Annotated in this window: 14 protein-coding genes and 1 pseudogene; 3 read left to right on the top strand and 12 right to left on the bottom strand. The window is 65.2% G+C overall.

All coding sequences use genetic code 11. The features are described 5' to 3' along the window. Positions 1-25 precede the first annotated feature (25 nt). From EP757_RS39005 to EP757_RS39055, 11 genes and pseudogenes are all read right to left on the bottom strand, one after another. Positions 26-1,606: a replication initiator gene (locus tag EP757_RS39005; protein WP_127553348.1), complete on the bottom strand. Its 1,581-nt coding sequence runs from the start codon at positions 1,604-1,606 to the stop codon at positions 26-28. After that, entirely contained in the window at positions 1,603-2,934 is a 1,332-nt protein-coding gene (locus EP757_RS39010) for a hypothetical protein (protein ID WP_127553349.1), read from the bottom strand. The genes EP757_RS39005 and EP757_RS39010 overlap by 4 nt, the downstream gene beginning before the upstream one ends. Further along, positions 2,931-3,197, bottom strand: coding sequence for a hypothetical protein (locus EP757_RS39015; RefSeq protein WP_127553350.1), 267 nt, complete (start codon positions 3,195-3,197; stop codon positions 2,931-2,933). Before EP757_RS39015 ends, EP757_RS39010 begins: the two co-directional genes overlap by 4 nt. A 179-nt stretch (positions 3,198-3,376) precedes the next feature. Beyond that, the gene (locus EP757_RS44940) at positions 3,377-3,853 is read right to left on the bottom strand and encodes a hypothetical protein (protein WP_370457737.1); all 477 of its coding nucleotides are present in this window, start codon (positions 3,851-3,853) and stop codon (positions 3,377-3,379) included. Then, complete coding sequence (locus EP757_RS39025; protein WP_127553351.1) at positions 3,850-4,152, bottom strand: hypothetical protein; 303 nt, start codon at positions 4,150-4,152, stop codon at positions 3,850-3,852. The genes EP757_RS44940 and EP757_RS39025 overlap by 4 nt, the downstream gene beginning before the upstream one ends. Further along, complete coding sequence (locus tag EP757_RS44375) at positions 4,152-4,976, bottom strand: hypothetical protein (RefSeq protein WP_232050239.1); 825 nt, start codon at positions 4,974-4,976, stop codon at positions 4,152-4,154. Before EP757_RS44375 ends, EP757_RS39025 begins: the two co-directional genes overlap by 1 nt. 211 nt (positions 4,977-5,187) lie before the next feature. Beyond that, positions 5,188-5,580, bottom strand: coding sequence for an MFS transporter (locus tag EP757_RS39035; RefSeq protein ID WP_146002961.1), 393 nt, complete (start codon positions 5,578-5,580; stop codon positions 5,188-5,190). Next, entirely contained in the window at positions 5,580-5,960 is a 381-nt protein-coding gene (locus EP757_RS39040) for a hypothetical protein (protein WP_127553353.1), read from the bottom strand. The genes EP757_RS39035 and EP757_RS39040 overlap by 1 nt, the downstream gene beginning before the upstream one ends. Before the next feature lie 68 nt (positions 5,961-6,028). Next, complete coding sequence (locus tag EP757_RS39045; RefSeq protein WP_127553354.1) at positions 6,029-6,892, bottom strand: FtsK/SpoIIIE domain-containing protein; 864 nt, start codon at positions 6,890-6,892, stop codon at positions 6,029-6,031. Beyond that, positions 6,892-7,346 (bottom strand): annotated as a pseudogene (locus tag EP757_RS39050) (single-stranded DNA-binding protein). The gene EP757_RS39045 and the pseudogene EP757_RS39050 overlap by 1 nt, the downstream one beginning before the upstream one ends. 62 nt (positions 7,347-7,408) lie before the next feature. Further along, on the bottom strand, positions 7,409-8,224 hold the full coding sequence (locus EP757_RS39055) for a hypothetical protein (RefSeq protein WP_127553355.1): 816 nt from the start codon (positions 8,222-8,224) through the stop codon (positions 7,409-7,411). An 835-nt stretch (positions 8,225-9,059) separates the two neighbouring features. On the opposite strand from EP757_RS39055, the gene EP757_RS39065 reads away from it, so the two are divergent. The 3 genes from EP757_RS39065 to EP757_RS39075 all read left to right on the top strand — a co-directional run bounded on the left by EP757_RS39065 (position 9,060) and on the right by EP757_RS39075 (position 13,021). Beyond that, positions 9,060-10,367, top strand: a complete 1,308-nt coding sequence (locus EP757_RS39065; RefSeq protein WP_232050240.1) for a hypothetical protein — start codon at positions 9,060-9,062, stop codon at positions 10,365-10,367. 15 nt (positions 10,368-10,382) lie between these two features. Then, the gene (locus EP757_RS39070; RefSeq protein WP_127553357.1) at positions 10,383-10,946 is read left to right on the top strand and encodes a GNAT family N-acetyltransferase; all 564 of its coding nucleotides are present in this window, start codon (positions 10,383-10,385) and stop codon (positions 10,944-10,946) included. Positions 10,947-11,554: 608 nt separating this feature from the next. Further along, positions 11,555-13,021 (top strand): restriction endonuclease, encoded by a 1,467-nt coding sequence (locus tag EP757_RS39075; RefSeq protein WP_127553358.1) that lies wholly within the window; start codon positions 11,555-11,557, stop codon positions 13,019-13,021. Between the two features lie 715 nt (positions 13,022-13,736). On the opposite strand, the gene EP757_RS39080 is transcribed toward EP757_RS39075, so the two are convergent. Continuing rightward, complete coding sequence (locus EP757_RS39080) at positions 13,737-14,531, bottom strand: hypothetical protein (RefSeq protein ID WP_127553359.1); 795 nt, start codon at positions 14,529-14,531, stop codon at positions 13,737-13,739. Between the last annotated feature and the right edge of the window lie 1,110 nt (positions 14,532-15,641).

Genomic DNA, 15,641 nt, shown 5'->3' on the forward strand with positions numbered 1-15,641 from the left:
GGCGGCCTTGACGCTGAAAACCACGTCAGGCGGCGACGGTGCTCAGGTACTCCCGAGCCGCCTGCTGGTGCTCACGGGCCAGTGCGGCGGACGTGTTCGCGAGCATCGCGTCCGCTGAGGTGCGCCATCCCGTACCGACGAACTGGAGGAAGTTGACGACCAGGGTCGTCGGCTGCTCACGGGGTTCGGTCTGCTCCGGTCCGGTGGTCTGTGCCCGGCGGAAGGCGATCCGCTGGTTGCGTTTCATGGCGAAGGTGATCCCGAAGCGGCGGGATTTGGTGAGGAAGTGGCCGCCGAAGCCGAGCATGTGTGCCCACCGGCGTAGCCGCCGCCAGTCCGCGTACCGGCCGAGGACCCAGGCCGAGGACACCAGCCGCTCCACGTGGCTGCCGTCCGCTTTGGCGTACAGGCTCACGGTGTCGCGGTCGGCGTAGTCGAGCCGGGGCGAGGTGTGGCCGGTGATCTCGGTGGACTTGGTGGCGTACTTCGCCAGGTAGGCGGCGACCAGGCCGTCGGTAACCTCGCCCGCGCCCGCAACGGTGATTACCTTGGTGAACACCTGGTCGCCCCACCCGATCGGCCAGCCCGCAGGCTGGGCAGGGTGCGGCTCGGTAGTGAACGCGACCGTGGCGGCGGCGTGGTCGATCGCCGCCTTCAGGTCCTCAGCGTCGATGCCGGGCGGTGGCGGCACGATCGCGTCCGGGTCGGCCGGGTCGACGCCGTCGAGGCGGATGATGGCGTGGAAGTGGATGACGCCGCGCCGCTGCATCTCGGCGGCCTTGCCGAAGGAGAGCCGGACCGGCGGCACCAGCCGGACCTTGCCGGAGGTAGCCGAGTGGACCGGCACGAACGCGAGACCGCGCGTGCGGCAGAGCCTCCGCATGTAGCGGTTGATCGCGATGGTGGTGCGGCGCCACAGCTCACCGGCCGCGAGGTTCCACACGGTCTGCGCGTCGTGGTCGTAGCAGTCCAGACAGAGCGGCGTTCCCAGCCGGGCATCGTCAGCCTCATGGCGGGCGAAGCAGATCGGCCGCATCCCGTGCGGGCAATCGGCGGCCTCACGGCGGGCGTGGCAGGGCTCTGGGCGGCAGTCGCATGCCGTCCGCTTCTGGCAGGTGTGCCGTTTGATGTTGCGGCCGTGGACCTCGCCGAAGCTGGGCGCGGTGAAGGTCGGGAACACCGCCGGGTGCTCAGCGACCTTCTCGGTTACGCCGTTGCCGCCGACCAGTCCGGTACGGATGATCTGGTAGGCGTCACGGCGGTACACCTCGGAACAGGCCGGGCACACGGCTTCGCGGCGGTTGCCGCAGGGCTTGTAGATGACGCCGTCGGGCATGTCCGCGGTGGCACGTTCCGCCAGCAAGCGGCCGGTGGCGGCCTCGACGGTGGCGATGGTCCCGGCGAGCCGGATCGGGCGGGTGCACGCCGACGCTGACTTTACGTGCGAGAGCCAGGCTTCGTAGTCGTGGCGGGCGGCGCGGGCGATGGCTTGCAGGCGCAGGTCCGCCGACCGGGCGTACCAGGGCGGGGCATGGTGCAGCTCGGCGGTCGGGGCCGCGCCCGCAGCGGGTGCTGCGGGCGCGACGCTGATCGTCGAGACGGTCATCGGGTCGCCGTGTTCGGGCGGTGGCCGTTGACGGCGGGTTCCGGGCGGTCCGGGCCGTGCTGCGCGTGGAGCACTGCGAGCAGGTCGGCGGCGTCGTTCGAGTTCACCTTGAGCCGGGCGGCCAGCTGTCCGACCGTGATCCGGGTTCCGTTCTCGGCCTGGTACTGCCGGGCGGTCTGCTCGGCCTTGCGCAGCACGTCTTCGGGCACGAGCGGCAGGCTCAGCTGTGCACGGTCCGGCTCGCTGACAGGGATGTCGTCGGCGGGACGGGCACGCTTGCTCGCCTTCGTGTCGGTGGTGTGCGCGGGCCGGTCAGGCGCGTCGGCAGTCGGGCGAGTCTTCGCCGGGCGGGTCGGGCGCGGACGGGCTGCGGTGATTCGTTCGGCCACGACATCCGGGGTAGGGATGTCGACCGGGCGTGCGGGATCCGCCGTCGCCGGGGCTGCCGGGGCAGGGCTGGCCGGTGACGGTGCGGCGGCCGGCGCATGCTCGTCGAGGGTGACGGGCGTGGCAGGCTGGTCGAGGGCGTGACCACCAGTGGTGGTGCCGGCCCGGGTGGGCAGGGGCTGCTGAGGGTGTGTCTGGGTGAACCAGAGCGCACGGTCGCCGCGTCGCCGGACTTCGGCGATGATGGCGTCATCAGCGGTGAGGCTGAGCCGGGCCAGACGCGCGCTACGGCGCGAGCGGAGCCGGTTCGAGCCGTGGTTGATGCGGTGATACAGCGTGGTCATCTGCTGGGTCAGCCGCTCGCGGTGCACGGTGTGCACGTCGCGTTCGCCGGGTTCGATCGCCCCGAGGGCGAGCAAAGCGCGGCGGGGAGTCCACCGCCAGGTGGAGGCGTCAGCGGGCTTCTTGAGTGCGCCGCCGACCAGGCCGTCCCACCACTGTTTGACCACGAGCAGGGGGATGACCATGCGGAGAACTGCTTCCGCGATCGAGTGTGAGGCGACCATCGCCACCAGCGCCATGCAGGCGGCGATCGTCCATGCGGTGTTGCCGAACCGGCCAGGCCAGCCGAACTCACGCATGTGACGCTTGGCGCGAATCATTGCCAGCGTCAGCAGTGACTCGAAGATGAAGAACAGCAGCAGGGTCAGGCCGAGCGGGAACCCGAGCCGGTGGCGGGCGATCTCCCAGACCGCTTCCGACGACCAGCCCAGGCCGATCAGCATGACCAGATTGGACAGGGATTCGTCCGGACGCTCGCTACGCGCGATCTTCCGGGCGCGGTGGCCCAGCCACAGCAGCACGAGCACTGCCAGCAGCAGACCGATGATGAGCACCTCACGGCGCGCGATCAGGTCGTTCAGAGCAGTCGACAGGTTCATGACTGCCCCCGGGCGGGTGCGGGCACCGTGCGCATGAGCGTGTAGCTCAGGATCAGCGCGTTGGCGTAGCCCTGCTTGCGGTAGTAGTCCTGAAGGAGGTTGATCTCCTCGAACAGGCGGATCTGCACCGGCAAGGTCACTTCAGCGTTGACGAAGTTGATCCCGCCGCCCGCGTTGTGGGTGTACGAGATGAAGTAGACGTAGTCGTACGACACGGCGTCGCTGCCGGTCGCCGTCGTGGTGGGGTTGAGGTTGGTCGTCATAGCGCCGTCTCCGTTCCGTAGGGACCGAACAGGGGTAGTGCTGGACGGTTCGGGTCCGGCGCGTGTGAGGCCGCCTGCCGAACCGCAGCCCGCGAGAAGCGGGAGCTGGTGGTTGCGATCAGGTCGGCGAACTGGTCAGGGGCGAGTCGGGCGACCGCGTCCCGGTCCTCTCCACGCCGCTATTTGAGCAGCGGACGCACGGTGGCGTTCGTGGGGCAGTCGGACGTGTTGTCGGGGTAGCGGAAGCCGCAGCCGGGGCAGCGCGAAGCCGCCGGGCTACCGGGATAGTGATCGGCGAACACCTGCACGAGGGTCGCCACGGTCACGCCGAGCCCGGCCTCAAGAAGCCGGGAGTCGAGGGCGTGCCGGGAGGACTTGTCGCCGTAGCGCTGTTGCGCTGCCTGCTTGGTCGTGCCAAGCCTGCGGGCGATCTCATCCCAGGAGTAGGAATACGGGGCGGCACGAAGACCGGCCACGGCCAGACGCAGCATCGCGTCCACCTCGGCCGACAACGTGACCATCGCGGCCAGCGCCTCCACATCGCCAGCGGCGACGCGACGGGCGTAGGCCTTCAGGATCCGGCGCACGAAGGCGTCGAACTGGTTCGTTTCGACGTGCCGTTTGGCACGCTTGCGAGGCTTACGGACGGCGGTCATAGTGCGACCACCCCCGCCACCGCGAGCACCGTGACCGTGACAGCGGTCAGCCGCAATCCGAGGCGTTGCCATCCGGCAGCCAGTGCCCACCACCGCCAGGCGACGAGGTAGACCGGGTAGCCGATCCGGCGGGTGCCCGCGGACCAGAACGTGCAGTTCGAGTGCGTCTTGCCGTCCAGCGGACGACCCGACACGAACCGCACCAGCAACCAGGCCAGAGCCAGCAGCCAGCCACGGTGACGCCGTGACCGTGCCCGACGCTTACGCGTCAAGGCAGCCTTGACGGTGTTCTTACTCATCAGGCATCACCGTGGCGGTCCACATCGGTGCCCGTGGTGGCGCACCAGAGGCGTCCGTCGGTGAGCTTGGATGCCACACCGTCGCAGACCGGGCAGCCGTCGATGACGCCCTCGCTCTTGAGCAGCGCGATGACCTGTTCGGTCGTGATACCCGACTCGGCCAGCCGCTCGTTCTTTGCTTCGATTGCCTTGAGGGCGTCGATCAGCTCGTGCACCGGCCGGGTAGCAGCGTCACGCAGCACCCGGATCACGTCGTCGGCCGTGCGGCCTTTGGCGTCGTTGAATTCGTACGACTCGGAGCCGTTCTCGACCAGCAGGTACCGGTCCAGGTGCAACACGGCCTGCTCGAAGGCGAAGAATCCGGGGTCGTCGAAGTGCTGTGCCGGCGCATCGACCGGACCGCCGTAGCAGACCATCGCGATAGCGCCGACGATGCAGGCCGGAGGCGTGAAGACCCCGGTCGTGGCGTCGTAGTAACCGCCCTGAATCCAGCCGTGCCGCTCCAGGTACAGCGCCGCATTGCACAGCACCTCGGCGAGCATCGCGCAGGTAGCGCAGGTCGACTCAGCCGACGGGAACCCGTCCTCGGTGAGGCAGGATTCGCAGGCCGTGAACGTCGGCTGTTCGCCGTCGCTCTGCGGGACCGATGCCGTCGGCACGCAGCCGGGGCACAGCAGCTCGTCCCACGAGTAGACGCCGAGCATCGGCGCACCACAGTTGGTGCAGCACGGTGCGTCGCAGTTGCCGCAGCAGCAGTCCGGGTGGTGCCGTCCGGCGAGCGGTTCCGGCAGCAGCCGGGCCGTCTCTATCGGGTCCTCGATCACCCGGTAACCCGCAGCGGTCAGCGAGTAGTCAACCGGCCTGTCGGCGCACCGTTCGGTGGTCTCAGGCGCGGTGTGGTCCTGTTTCTGGGTGGGTTCATCGTGCCGACTCCTTCCATCGGAGGTGGGTTGGTGTTCAGGGCGGCGGCATCAGGAATCGCTTTGGTCGGTGGACCTGATGTCGACCGCTTTGCGGTTGTTGTGTTGGCTCTGGTCAGTGCCGGTGTTCGACGATGGTCACGCACTGGTGACCGCCAACCGCGAGCCCGCCGGAGAGCAGCAGGATCACGAATCCGATCGCGACGGCGCTGAAGCCGAGTGCGGCGAGGTACTGCCAGAGCAGCCAGCAGCCGACGACCACAGCGGTCAGGAAAGCCAGGGCGATGACTGCGCCGAAGCCACCCCAGAAGCGCCGATACGTGCGATCACGCCGAGCGATCTCGGCCTGACGACGCCGCCATTCCTGGTACAGCTCGCTGTCCCGCTGCTGCTTCTTGAGCAGCTCGGCGTGGCTCAGTGCGTAGTGGGTCAGGTCGGCTTGCAGAGCCGGGTCCACGTAGTGGATGACCCTCGTTTCGGGCTGTTGCACGGGTAGGTGTCGGGCCATCAGAGCTGCCCTCCTTTGCTGTCGGTGTCCTCGGTGATCTGATTGACCATGCGCGCGAGATGCAGCAGCTCGTTGAGCTGCTGGCGCGGCGGGTCGTAGTCGCTGCTATGGCAGTGAGCACAGAAGCGGGTGCGATACGTGACACCGTTGAGGGTGTTCGGCTCGCTCCAGGGACCGTGCTGGTGACCGGTCCTTTCGCAGTCGGCTCGCTTCGCGCAGTCCGGACATACGACCTGTTCGTCGGTGACGGTCCATTCCTGGCCGCGCAGATACGTCTCGGCCTCTTCGGCGGTGTCGAAGTGCCAGGCACTGTCGTCATCCCAGCCGTTGCCGCACGTGTCACACACCACGATCACGCAGGTCTGTTCGGTCATGGGCATGCTGTTTCTCCTTCCGCTTTTCGTGAGTTCCGTCCGCCCGGGAATTCGGGTGGTCTGGGGTGTCCGTGTCAGGCGACGGCCGCCAGCGGGCGTACCGGCTCGTCACGGACGATCTGGCGCAGCGTGGCCGCGTACTTCGCGATCGCTGCGCAGGTGGCGTCGTCGAGGTAGGCGACCTTCACCAGTTCGGGGCTGCCGCTCTCGGAGATCAGCAGTCCGGCGCCGGGGTTGTTCGGGCTAATCGTGTTCGCTGACCAGCCTCTGTCTTTCCAGCCGTGGCCGAGCACGATGTCCGACGAGCTGTCGTTGGTGCATCGGCCGGCCCACCGCCAGGCGAACAGGTCCCGCAGGTCCGTCGGGATGATCGTCGAGCTGGGACGCTGTGTCGCGGCGACCCCGATGATGCCGACGGCCCGGCCTCGCGCGACCAGGTCACGCATCCGCATCGAGAACTCCTCGCGCTGCGGCTTCGTCCCGGTCGTGGCCGAGTAGAACGCGATCTCGTCGATCGCGACCACGTACGGCACGAACGCGTCGTCTGTCTTGACCTTGCGGCGTTCGCAGGCCTCCAGGTAGATCAGCCGGTTGTCCAGCATGATCTGCAGCCGGTGCAGGGTCTTGTTCGCCAGCACGATGTCCGGGCCGACAAAAATATCTGCGCACTTGCGCCACTGGCCCAGCTCGACGCGCTTGCCGTCCAGCAGCACCAGCTTGCAGTCCAGCGACAGCGCCGCGTGCCCGACCACCGCGTTGAGCAGACCTGACTTACCCGAGCCCGGCTCACCGCCGATCAACATGTTGCGTTCGATCAGCGACACCCGCTTCGGGTGGCCGAACTCATCGATCCCGATATGCACCGGGTCGAAAATCGACAGCGCCGGACCGAGATCCACCGGACCGTTACCAGCGTCGGCGGTCAGGACAGGTGCCATCAGAACGGCACCTCTTCCTTAGCCTGCTGAGGCGGGGTGCTCCAGGCGTCGTTCGGCGGCTCGGGCGGGTTGAACCCCTCACCCTTGTTCCGGCTGGTCTTGACGACCTTCGCTGTGGTGAACTTCAGCGACGGGCCGATTTCGTCGACCTCCAGGCCGTACGCCGAGCGCTTCTCACCCTCCGGGGTCTCCCACCGCGACAGCCGCAGCCGCCCGGACACGATCACCCGAGCGCCTTTGGTCAGCGACTCGCCGATGTGCTCGGCCAGGTCCCGCCAGGCCGTGCAGGTCAGGAACAGCGGGTCGCCGTCCTTCCACTGCCCGGACTGCCGGTCCAGGCCCGAGGGGTCGATGCGACGGTGAACTTCACCAGCGCGTCGCCTTTGGGCGTGTAGCGCAGCTCCGGGTCATCGGTCAGGTTCCCGATCACCGTCAAGCTTGTTTCTCCTGCCATTACCGATCACTCCTTCTGAGCGACATGAGGGGACACAACACCCGCGTCCGAGATGACGGCGGTCATCGACGACCACCGGCACGCGGTTCCGGAGCGGGAGGTTCGGGAACGTCGGCCAGGTCCAGGCCGACCAGCGACACGGCCGGAGACACCGGCACAGCCGCATCCCAATCCGGGTCAGCACTCCGGGCGGGCAGCAGCAGCGACAACGGCGACGGCACCAGACCGGTCAGCGGATCACGACGGGTCACATCCACCCGCACCAGCGCAGACAGGTTCGGCCGGGCACGCGACACCCGCACCTCGGACGCCGCACAACCCACCGCGATCCGGCCGGTCTTACCGTCCAGGTCCTCCAACGACAAGCCGGGACGCAGCCACAGCCACACCCGCTCACCGGCAGGCGTCGGACGCGCCCACAACATCAGCGGCAACGACAACGGGCGAGACGGACCGCCATGGGAAGCCCGGACGATCTGCGTGAAACACAGCCGCAGCCGGTGACGATCCACCACACACCACGACCACGCGAACACGAACCGGCGAACCGGGCCGACCAGCAGAACGCCGGCCACCGGCAGCAACGCCACGATCAGCGCCAGCCACCACGGCAGCACCCGCACCAGCCGGGCCACAGCAGCCACCACAACCGCCGCGATCGTGATCTCCAACGACCACCACCACAACGCCCGCAGCACCGGCCACACCCGGACCACCAACGCCGTCACCAAGCCCAGCAGCACGCCAGCCGCCAGACCTAGCCCGACCGCGTACAGCGGCAGCATGAACGCCGACAGCACCGCCCCAGCCGCAATCCAGCAGCCCAGACTCGCGCAGATGAACGCGATCCGAGCGCGACGCGCGTACCACTGCGACACCGGTGCTTCGACTACCGCGACAGCACCAACAGGTGCGCTTCCGAGAGCTTCTGACCTGCCACAACGATGGTTCCTCTCCATAGAGGCGAATAGGACTGGCGGGATCCGAGATCGCTAGAAGTCGGGCCTGCCGCACCGGCTTTTACAGCACCGGTGCTGTATTTGAGGCCGACGTTACAACGCCAGTGCTGTATTCAGCAGGCCTCTTACAGGTAGTGAAAAATTACGAACGTCGACGTGGGCGGCTAGCCGCCCACGTCTTCACCGTCGCCGGTCGCCATACGGGCGAGCGGCCGAACATTCGTTCGTGCTCCGGTGCCTGGTCACGGGACACGTACGCCGCCCATGTGCTTCGCGTGATCCCGAGGAACGCCGCGCAGTCAGCAGCTGTCCACCAGTCGGTCGGAAGCTGGGCGGGATCCATAGGCGTAGGCATCGTCCACAAGCTTACGGGGTTCCACAGCAACAGAGTTGTAGCGACCGCCGCCCCGACGATTGCGCCGACGCCGGTCTCGGCGGGGCTGCCGTCCGTGGTGAATGGCCCGGATCACCAGACACTCGACGAGCAGCAGAACACCGCCGAGCACCAGCACGACGACCGGAATGAGGCCGGGCATTTGAGCCATCAGCTTCCCCTTCCACTGGCTCTCAGGCCGCTACCGTGGGTGGTAACGATGACACTCGAAAGCATGTTCTGATCGACATGGACCTATCGAGGGCCTGATCCGGACCTCTTGCGGACCAGTGGCGGACCTCTGACGGACATCCGTTGAAGCCCGACCGTCACGCGCGCGACGCTCAGACATAACGGAGTCCAAGAGAAGGGGAACAGACGGTGCCCAGACCGCACCAGGAACCCCGAACGCTGCTGGAGTACCTCATTCGCCAGCGGAATCGGACCTATGAGGAGCTGGCGGCCGAGTTCTCACGGCACGACGGGCACGCTGCAATCAGCGCCCGCCACCTCGGCCGACTCGCACGAGGGGAACGAGAAGCGGCCGGAGCAACACCGGCCACCCGACGCGCCTTCCAGGCCATGTTCGGTCGCCCCCTCGACGATCTGCTCCAGCCATGGACTCCCGCGTCTGAACCAATTGCGCCGGCGACCAACAGCTCACTGATGCTGCCGTCCGGCAATGAGAGGAGCCTTCTCGCCATGGCCGCCGAACGCGCCCGTCGCTTTGCGATGCTCACCTCCGAGGCAACCAGCCCGGAAGCCCTCGACCAACTCAGGGAAGATGTCCAGCGCCTCGCGCTCGCCTACCCGCAGCGTCCGCTGGCGGAACTACTCGGCGATCTGGTCGAAACCCAGGACACCCTGTTCGTGCTCCTCGAACGACGCCAGGATCCGCAGCAGTCACGCCAACTCCACTTCCTTGCCAGCGTCACCTCCGGCCTGCTGGCGAAGGCCTCCCACGACCTAGCCGATCCCCACGCCGCGATGCTCCAGGCGCGTACAGCCGTGCTGTGTGCCGACCGAGCGGATCACAACGGTCTGCGAGCCTGGCTCCGCGGCCTGCAGTCGATGGTGGCCTACTGGGCCGGGCGCCATGCCGAAGCAGTCCGGTACGCCGAAATGGGCATGCAGTTCGCCGAGAGGACAACTGGTACCACCTCGGTGTGGTTGCCCGTCAGCGCAGCTCGCGCGTACGCGGCGCTCGGTAACGCCGACCGCGCACTCACATCGGTTCGAGCAGCCGAGGAGGCCTGGAACCAGGTCGAGCCCGACGAGATGGACGAGTTGGGCGGGATCTGCACCTTCAACCAGCCTCGGACGCTGTACTACGCGGCAGATGCTCTGGCGTGGCTGCCGGAAGAAGCGAGCGAGGCGCAAGCCTTGGCAGCACGGGCCGTCGAGGCGTACTCAGATCGCAACGACCCGGCTTGGGCCTTCGGTGACCAGGCGGGCGCCCACACAGACCTTGCGATCGCCCGTATCGCTGGCCGAGATCTCGAAGGAGCAGCCGCAGCGCTCGCGCCGGTGCTGGACCTGGTGACGGAGCAGCGCATCAACGGCATCATCCACTCGGTCCAACGCGTCCACCAGGTGATCACACGCTCGGGTCTCGGGGAGGACGCCCACGACATGATCGAGCAGATCGAGGACTTCACCAGCACGCCGATGCGTTCGCTGCCTCGGTAGGGCAGGATCGAGGTCATGTACCCCGTGACCCTCACCGGCCGCGTTGTCACTCTCCGGGAGTTTCGGGAGGACGACGCGGCCGCTTCGTTATCCGTCGTGGGCGACGACCGCGTGACCCAGTGGCTGTCGTTCAACAGCCGAGGTCCCGCCGAGGCCGCCGAGATGGTCCGGGGTGCGATGGCACGCGCCCAGCTCGAACCACGCTCCGAGTACTACCTAGCCGTTGAGCACGAGACAGAGTTCGCTGGCTTCGTCCGCCTTGGCTTCGATGGAGTGAAGGCAGCCAAGCTCGGCTACGCCATTCACGCCGACAGATGGGGCAAGGGCCTAGCCACAGATGCGGCTCGCACTCTCATCGGGTTCGGGTTCACCAAGCTAGGTCTGCACCGCATCTCGGCCGCAATCGGCCCCGAGAACCTGGCGTCAGTCGCAGTTGTGGAACGCCTTGGCATGACCTATGAGGGCCGCATTCGTGATCACGTCTTCACCAATGGTGCATGGCGCGACTCATTGCTTTACTCGATCCTGGAGGCCGAGTGGGCCGGAATCGAGTCAGCTTCAGCAGCGGTGACTCCGTGAATTCCGAGGTCGATCTCGAATAGCGGCGGAGCAGCCCGGTCCGACCCCCACACTGCCAGGACGGTGCTCCCGCAAGATCGCTGACTTGCAACGCGCCGAACTACACAGTCGTAGATCGACTTACCGCAGTTCCCCGCTAAACACCGTCCACGACCAGCCCATCTGGCACGGATCTGGCACGAACACGACCCGTCTCTGGGCTTCGACCTTTATGCTTCCGCACCAGCATGACCGGCGGGACCAGGCCGACCATGTCAGGGCCTGTGGATGATGCAGTCCTTGTGAGCTTTCCCGTCGGGTACGTTCTCAGGATCCGCAACCAAGCTTACGCATCTCCTCGGCACGGATCACCCAATCGCCATGACGCAACTCTTCGCCGCAAATCACGCAGTTGCCGTAAGTCACGCTCTCAGACACTCGATCTCCCTCGTCAGCAGTCGAGGCAATGGTCGCATGTCCGAGCGCCTTACCCCTTGAGCCCGGCGCTCGCACGGGATCCTGTGAGCCACAGGCGACGAGCATCAGCAGATTGTCCGATCAGGTATGGGCAAGCGCAGTAATCCCTGATCTACTCAGGACATCAGAAGCTGCTGGCGAACGGAGCGGGGATGCGGGTATCCAAGATCTATGGAATCAAACGTTCACAGGGTGAACTCGACTTCGTAGACGTCGATATTGACAAGGACATCCCCCTCTTTTTAGACCCTAGGGCTATAGCGCAAATCAATAATTCGTGGGCGCGGAGTTGCGTATCGAGCTTGCAATCCTTTTTCCAGCGGGTAATCGAGGCGATTCATTCAGGCGATGACTCGGTTGCGATTTCACTCTTGACCGGCCTCGGAGAGCCTAATGAGACACATCTCGGACTCTCGAAGGGAAAATCGCGAGGAAGCGCAGTGGGAGAGAAGTTGGCGGTGGAGTTTTGGCAAGCTCTCTCCAAGAGCAGGGCCGTCCAGTCAGGACTTATACAAGATCTCGAAGACACCGCGCTCCTTATCGAAAATGTCGATAAGGACCGGATATCCGACATCACTACGAATATCATCCGTCGGCAACTTGTGGAGTTCACATATGACACTTGCAAATTTTGGAACATTCCCCTGACGGAAAACGTAGCGTACGGCAACTTTTGGAACTCTCGACAGGGCGTCTGGTACCAGGATCATGTCGATATACCCACCCCCAAAGGGGAGCCGTTACTCCTAGTCCCCAAATCTATCGTACGCCGTAAGCTACATATGAATGCGAACAATTACTATCGACACAGTATTCTGAACTTCCTGGTCAGCCAAGAATCCGCCGCAAATGCGCTCACTTCTGTCGTGCGAGGCCAACACCAGCGGGTCACCAAAAAGGACGTGGACGCGCGATGGAAGGGGGAGTTCGATGCTGGACGTCACAATCCTGGGGTCGAGAAGAGGATCAATGCCCACGTCAGTGCCGAGAACCCGGACATTCTCGATTCATACCGAGAAGAGAGGCATAGGACGCGGACCGCTCCTCTCGACAACGCCGACCTGTCTGACGTCGTAGGAAGTCGGCGACCAAACGTTCGAAGGTTGTTGCAAGAAGTTACTGCAACTCCAAAAGGAAGAAGCGATGCGCATTCTTACGAAGAGAATGTTTTCGCTTTATTCGAGGCGCTTTTTTATCCGCACCTCATCTATCCGAACAAGCAAACCCGGATGCACGAAGGCCGCAAACGTGTAGACCTTTCCTTCACGAATGACGGCAGCAGCGGATTCTTTCGCTGGGTAGCAAGAAACTACCCGGCGGGTCAGATATTTGTAGAATGCAAGAATTATGATACTCCACTTGGCAACCCAGAAGTTGACCAACTATTGGGACGCTTTTCACCGTCGCGGGGGCAAGTAGGAATCCTCGTTTATCGCGGCGCAGGAGATAAGCAGAAGGTTGACAAGTTGTGCGTTGATGCGGCTCGCCAAAAGAACGAATTTGTCCTTGCCATTGATGATGACGATCTGCGGGCAATTGTTGACGAACACCTAGACCTAGAGGTGGACTACCCCTTCAAGTTCTTACAGCAACGGTTTCAACACCTCGCGAATAATTGATTCAGGTGTCAACGCTATGTTGACGCTAAACGGCACCAACTGCACGTCGGAGCCCAGGTGCGGCGGCGTGCGCATCGAGGCGGGCAGGCCACCGGCCTGCCGCTTGACCACCTGACCGCCAGGGTCGCAGAGGCTCTGAGGTCAAGGGCGGCCGCTCGCGGCCGTCGCTTGCGACGCGAAGCGCCCTTGACCTCAGAGGGGCGGCCCGGACACTGCGCGCCGCCGCGCCCGGCATCCGACGGCCGCGACTTGCGCTCCGGCCTGGCGCAGCAGCTCGGCCGCGTCGTCCAGGCCGCACCGGTCGGCTGCCGGCCAACTCCCCCCACCTACACAAACACCGCTCGTACTGTCGTCGCTGCGGCCCGACCCCGCACTGCACGCCAGCCGACGGGCTGCCTGCGTGGCCGTCGTGTGCGCCAGCTAAGCGACGGACGCGCGCCCAGGCGGCGGCGTGAGCGGCCCGTTTCGGGCCGCCTTGATCCCGTACAGAAGCTTTGATCCGCACATACAGGAGGGGTCTTCCCTGGTGAGAACTTTCTATACGTCTTCAAGGCGGCCCTCCGGGCCGCACGTCGTTGCCCGGCCGGCCGCTCGCGCCTTGCCGCTTCGCTCACGGCGCGAGCCGGCAGCGTACGCGGCGGTTCTGCGGACACGGCGAAGCCCCGAACACTTCCGGTGCGGAGGAAGGCTGGGGCTTCGCCGTACTCGACGGACGCTAGATGCGGCCGATCAGTGAGTGGCCGTGCTGCCCACCGAGCAGCTCGATCACGGTCTGCATGCCGAAACGAGCGTCTTCGCGCATTACGTCTGCGATCCGCTTGACTTGCGCTCGCACCGCATGATCAAAGTTCCGCATCGCCTCTTCGCGGTAAGCCTGATCGATGTCCTTATGTTCAAGCGGTCGACCTTCTGCTTTCGGCATCAGGACTTCCGGAGGCTGCGGCGGAGGGAGAGCCCGGCTGAGCACCGAGTTCGGATGTAGTGGCGGCTTGTAATGAGCTGTCACTTTCCGTCTCTCCGCAAGATCCTTGAGCTTCGCTTCGAGGTCAGGCGCGATGATCTGAAAACGTGCCGCAGCCTCAGCTAGGGGCGTCAGACCCCAGCGCTGCCACCTGGGGTCCAGCTGGCTCGCGAAGTCGAGGAGAGAACCGGCCAGGGCACGTTCACACGCTGCATGCGCGCATAACAGGGATGCCACGAAAAGGCCGTGGAGGTAGGTACGTTCGGCCTCCTCGTAGAGCCACCACGCCTCGTCTCCACCCGGGATTAGCCACCCGTCCTCGCTCTCGAACGGCCTCCGTGCAGCCTCGACGTCGAAGTACAGCTGAACTCGCCACTCTCGCGAGCTGTCGTCTTCGAGAATCATCAAGGCCGCGATCACTTCCGGCGTGTCCTCTTCTTGATCACCAAGCCACAGCTGCAGCCGCTCCCTAGTGGACAGGGGTTGCACTCCGGGCATGTCAAGTTCGATCTGGTCAAGGACCAGAGCAAGGTTGGGAGAACGATTCACGCATGCGAGCGTAAGTCGGCTTCTCCGCACCCCGCTAGCCGTTAACTTCATGCCCCCTCACTCAAAGAGCTTCGGCTGGGATGAATTGACCGCGTGCGTTCTACCAGAGCTTCTTTTGGAGCTGCGGGGCACGTAGAGATGCAGCTGTGTCTGTGCCTGCCAGCGTCGCCAGGCCTGCTGTACGGCACCCGAGCCCGGGAACAGATCGACCAAATCGTCCCCCGGCTCGGCCCCGAGAACCTCGAATAGCCAGACACAGAACAGCTCGGGCTTCGCGCCACTGACCCCTCTGCCGGTGGTCATAGGCGCGGACACCCAATCTCGGACATACATCGACTCAGCCGACCTTCGGCGTCCGCCACACAGAATAATCGGTTCCCACGCGTACGCCGGATTGACACCTTTTTTGAAGGAACAGAACGGTTTCACCCAAGCCATGACCCTTACCCGCTCGGGACAGAGAGGGAGGATCGTTCGGAGCGACGGCGAAGAGGCAGACAGAGCCCATCCGTCGCGAAACTCGTCAACCAAACGTGCAATCAGCTCTCGGTGATCCACCTCCCCGGCATATGACGCGTGGCGCCGGTAATGCTTCGACGCCTGCCCGATGTACGGCGGATCGGCGTACGCGAACCTCATGACACCACCCAGCCAACACCCTTGCCTCCGGCGGGCAGGGCCTCCGGCCCTACGACCCGGAGGTGGCCTCCGGCGGCCAGGGCTACCCGCCCTGGACCCGGCGGCTCTGGGATGCCGAACCCCGAGCAGCCACCCACCGCGCACCGGAGGCGACCAGCCCGCGTCTGCCTGGTCCAGGTCGTTCGTCCAGTGGGGCGCTCCACCTGGACCAGGCAGACGCGGCCCGGCTGAGCGAAGCTTGCGCGACGGGATGCCACCCAGGGAGTCGGGACCCCCTCGCGTTCAAGAAAGATCAAAACCGACCATGCCGAATACGTGCCGAGAAACCCCCGCCACAGGCAGATCAACGCCGTTCCGAACCAAGTCAACGGCATGATTTCACACCCAATCCGTGTCGCCCTCCGGAGGCGACATGCTTATGCTCGACGAAGATCACTAGGCACAGCGCGGGCACAAAACAGCCCTGAAAAC

This window comes from Actinoplanes sp. OR16 (genome assembly GCF_004001265.1).
GTDB lineage: Bacteria > Actinomycetota > Actinomycetes > Mycobacteriales > Micromonosporaceae > Actinoplanes.

Coding starts and splice junctions, on each gene's coding strand:
- EP757_RS39025 (WP_127553351.1), bottom strand. CDS start 4,152: ATGAGTAAGAACACCGTCAAGGCTGCCTTGACGCGTAAGCGTCGGGCA.
- EP757_RS39075 (WP_127553358.1), top strand. CDS start 11,555: ATGCGGGTATCCAAGATCTATGGAATCAAACGTTCACAGGGTGAACTC.
- EP757_RS39040 (WP_127553353.1), bottom strand. CDS start 5,960: ATGCCCATGACCGAACAGACCTGCGTGATCGTGGTGTGTGACACGTGC.
- EP757_RS44940 (WP_370457737.1), bottom strand. CDS start 3,853: ATGACCGCCGTCCGTAAGCCTCGCAAGCGTGCCAAACGGCACGTCGAA.
- EP757_RS39010 (WP_127553349.1), bottom strand. CDS start 2,934: ATGAACCTGTCGACTGCTCTGAACGACCTGATCGCGCGCCGTGAGGTG.
- EP757_RS39005 (WP_127553348.1), bottom strand. CDS start 1,606: ATGACCGTCTCGACGATCAGCGTCGCGCCCGCAGCACCCGCTGCGGGC.
- EP757_RS39070 (WP_127553357.1), top strand. CDS start 10,383: ATGTACCCCGTGACCCTCACCGGCCGCGTTGTCACTCTCCGGGAGTTT.
- EP757_RS39045 (WP_127553354.1), bottom strand. CDS start 6,892: ATGGCACCTGTCCTGACCGCCGACGCTGGTAACGGTCCGGTGGATCTC.
- EP757_RS39035 (WP_146002961.1), bottom strand. CDS start 5,580: ATGGCCCGACACCTACCCGTGCAACAGCCCGAAACGAGGGTCATCCAC.
- EP757_RS39015 (WP_127553350.1), bottom strand. CDS start 3,197: ATGACGACCAACCTCAACCCCACCACGACGGCGACCGGCAGCGACGCC.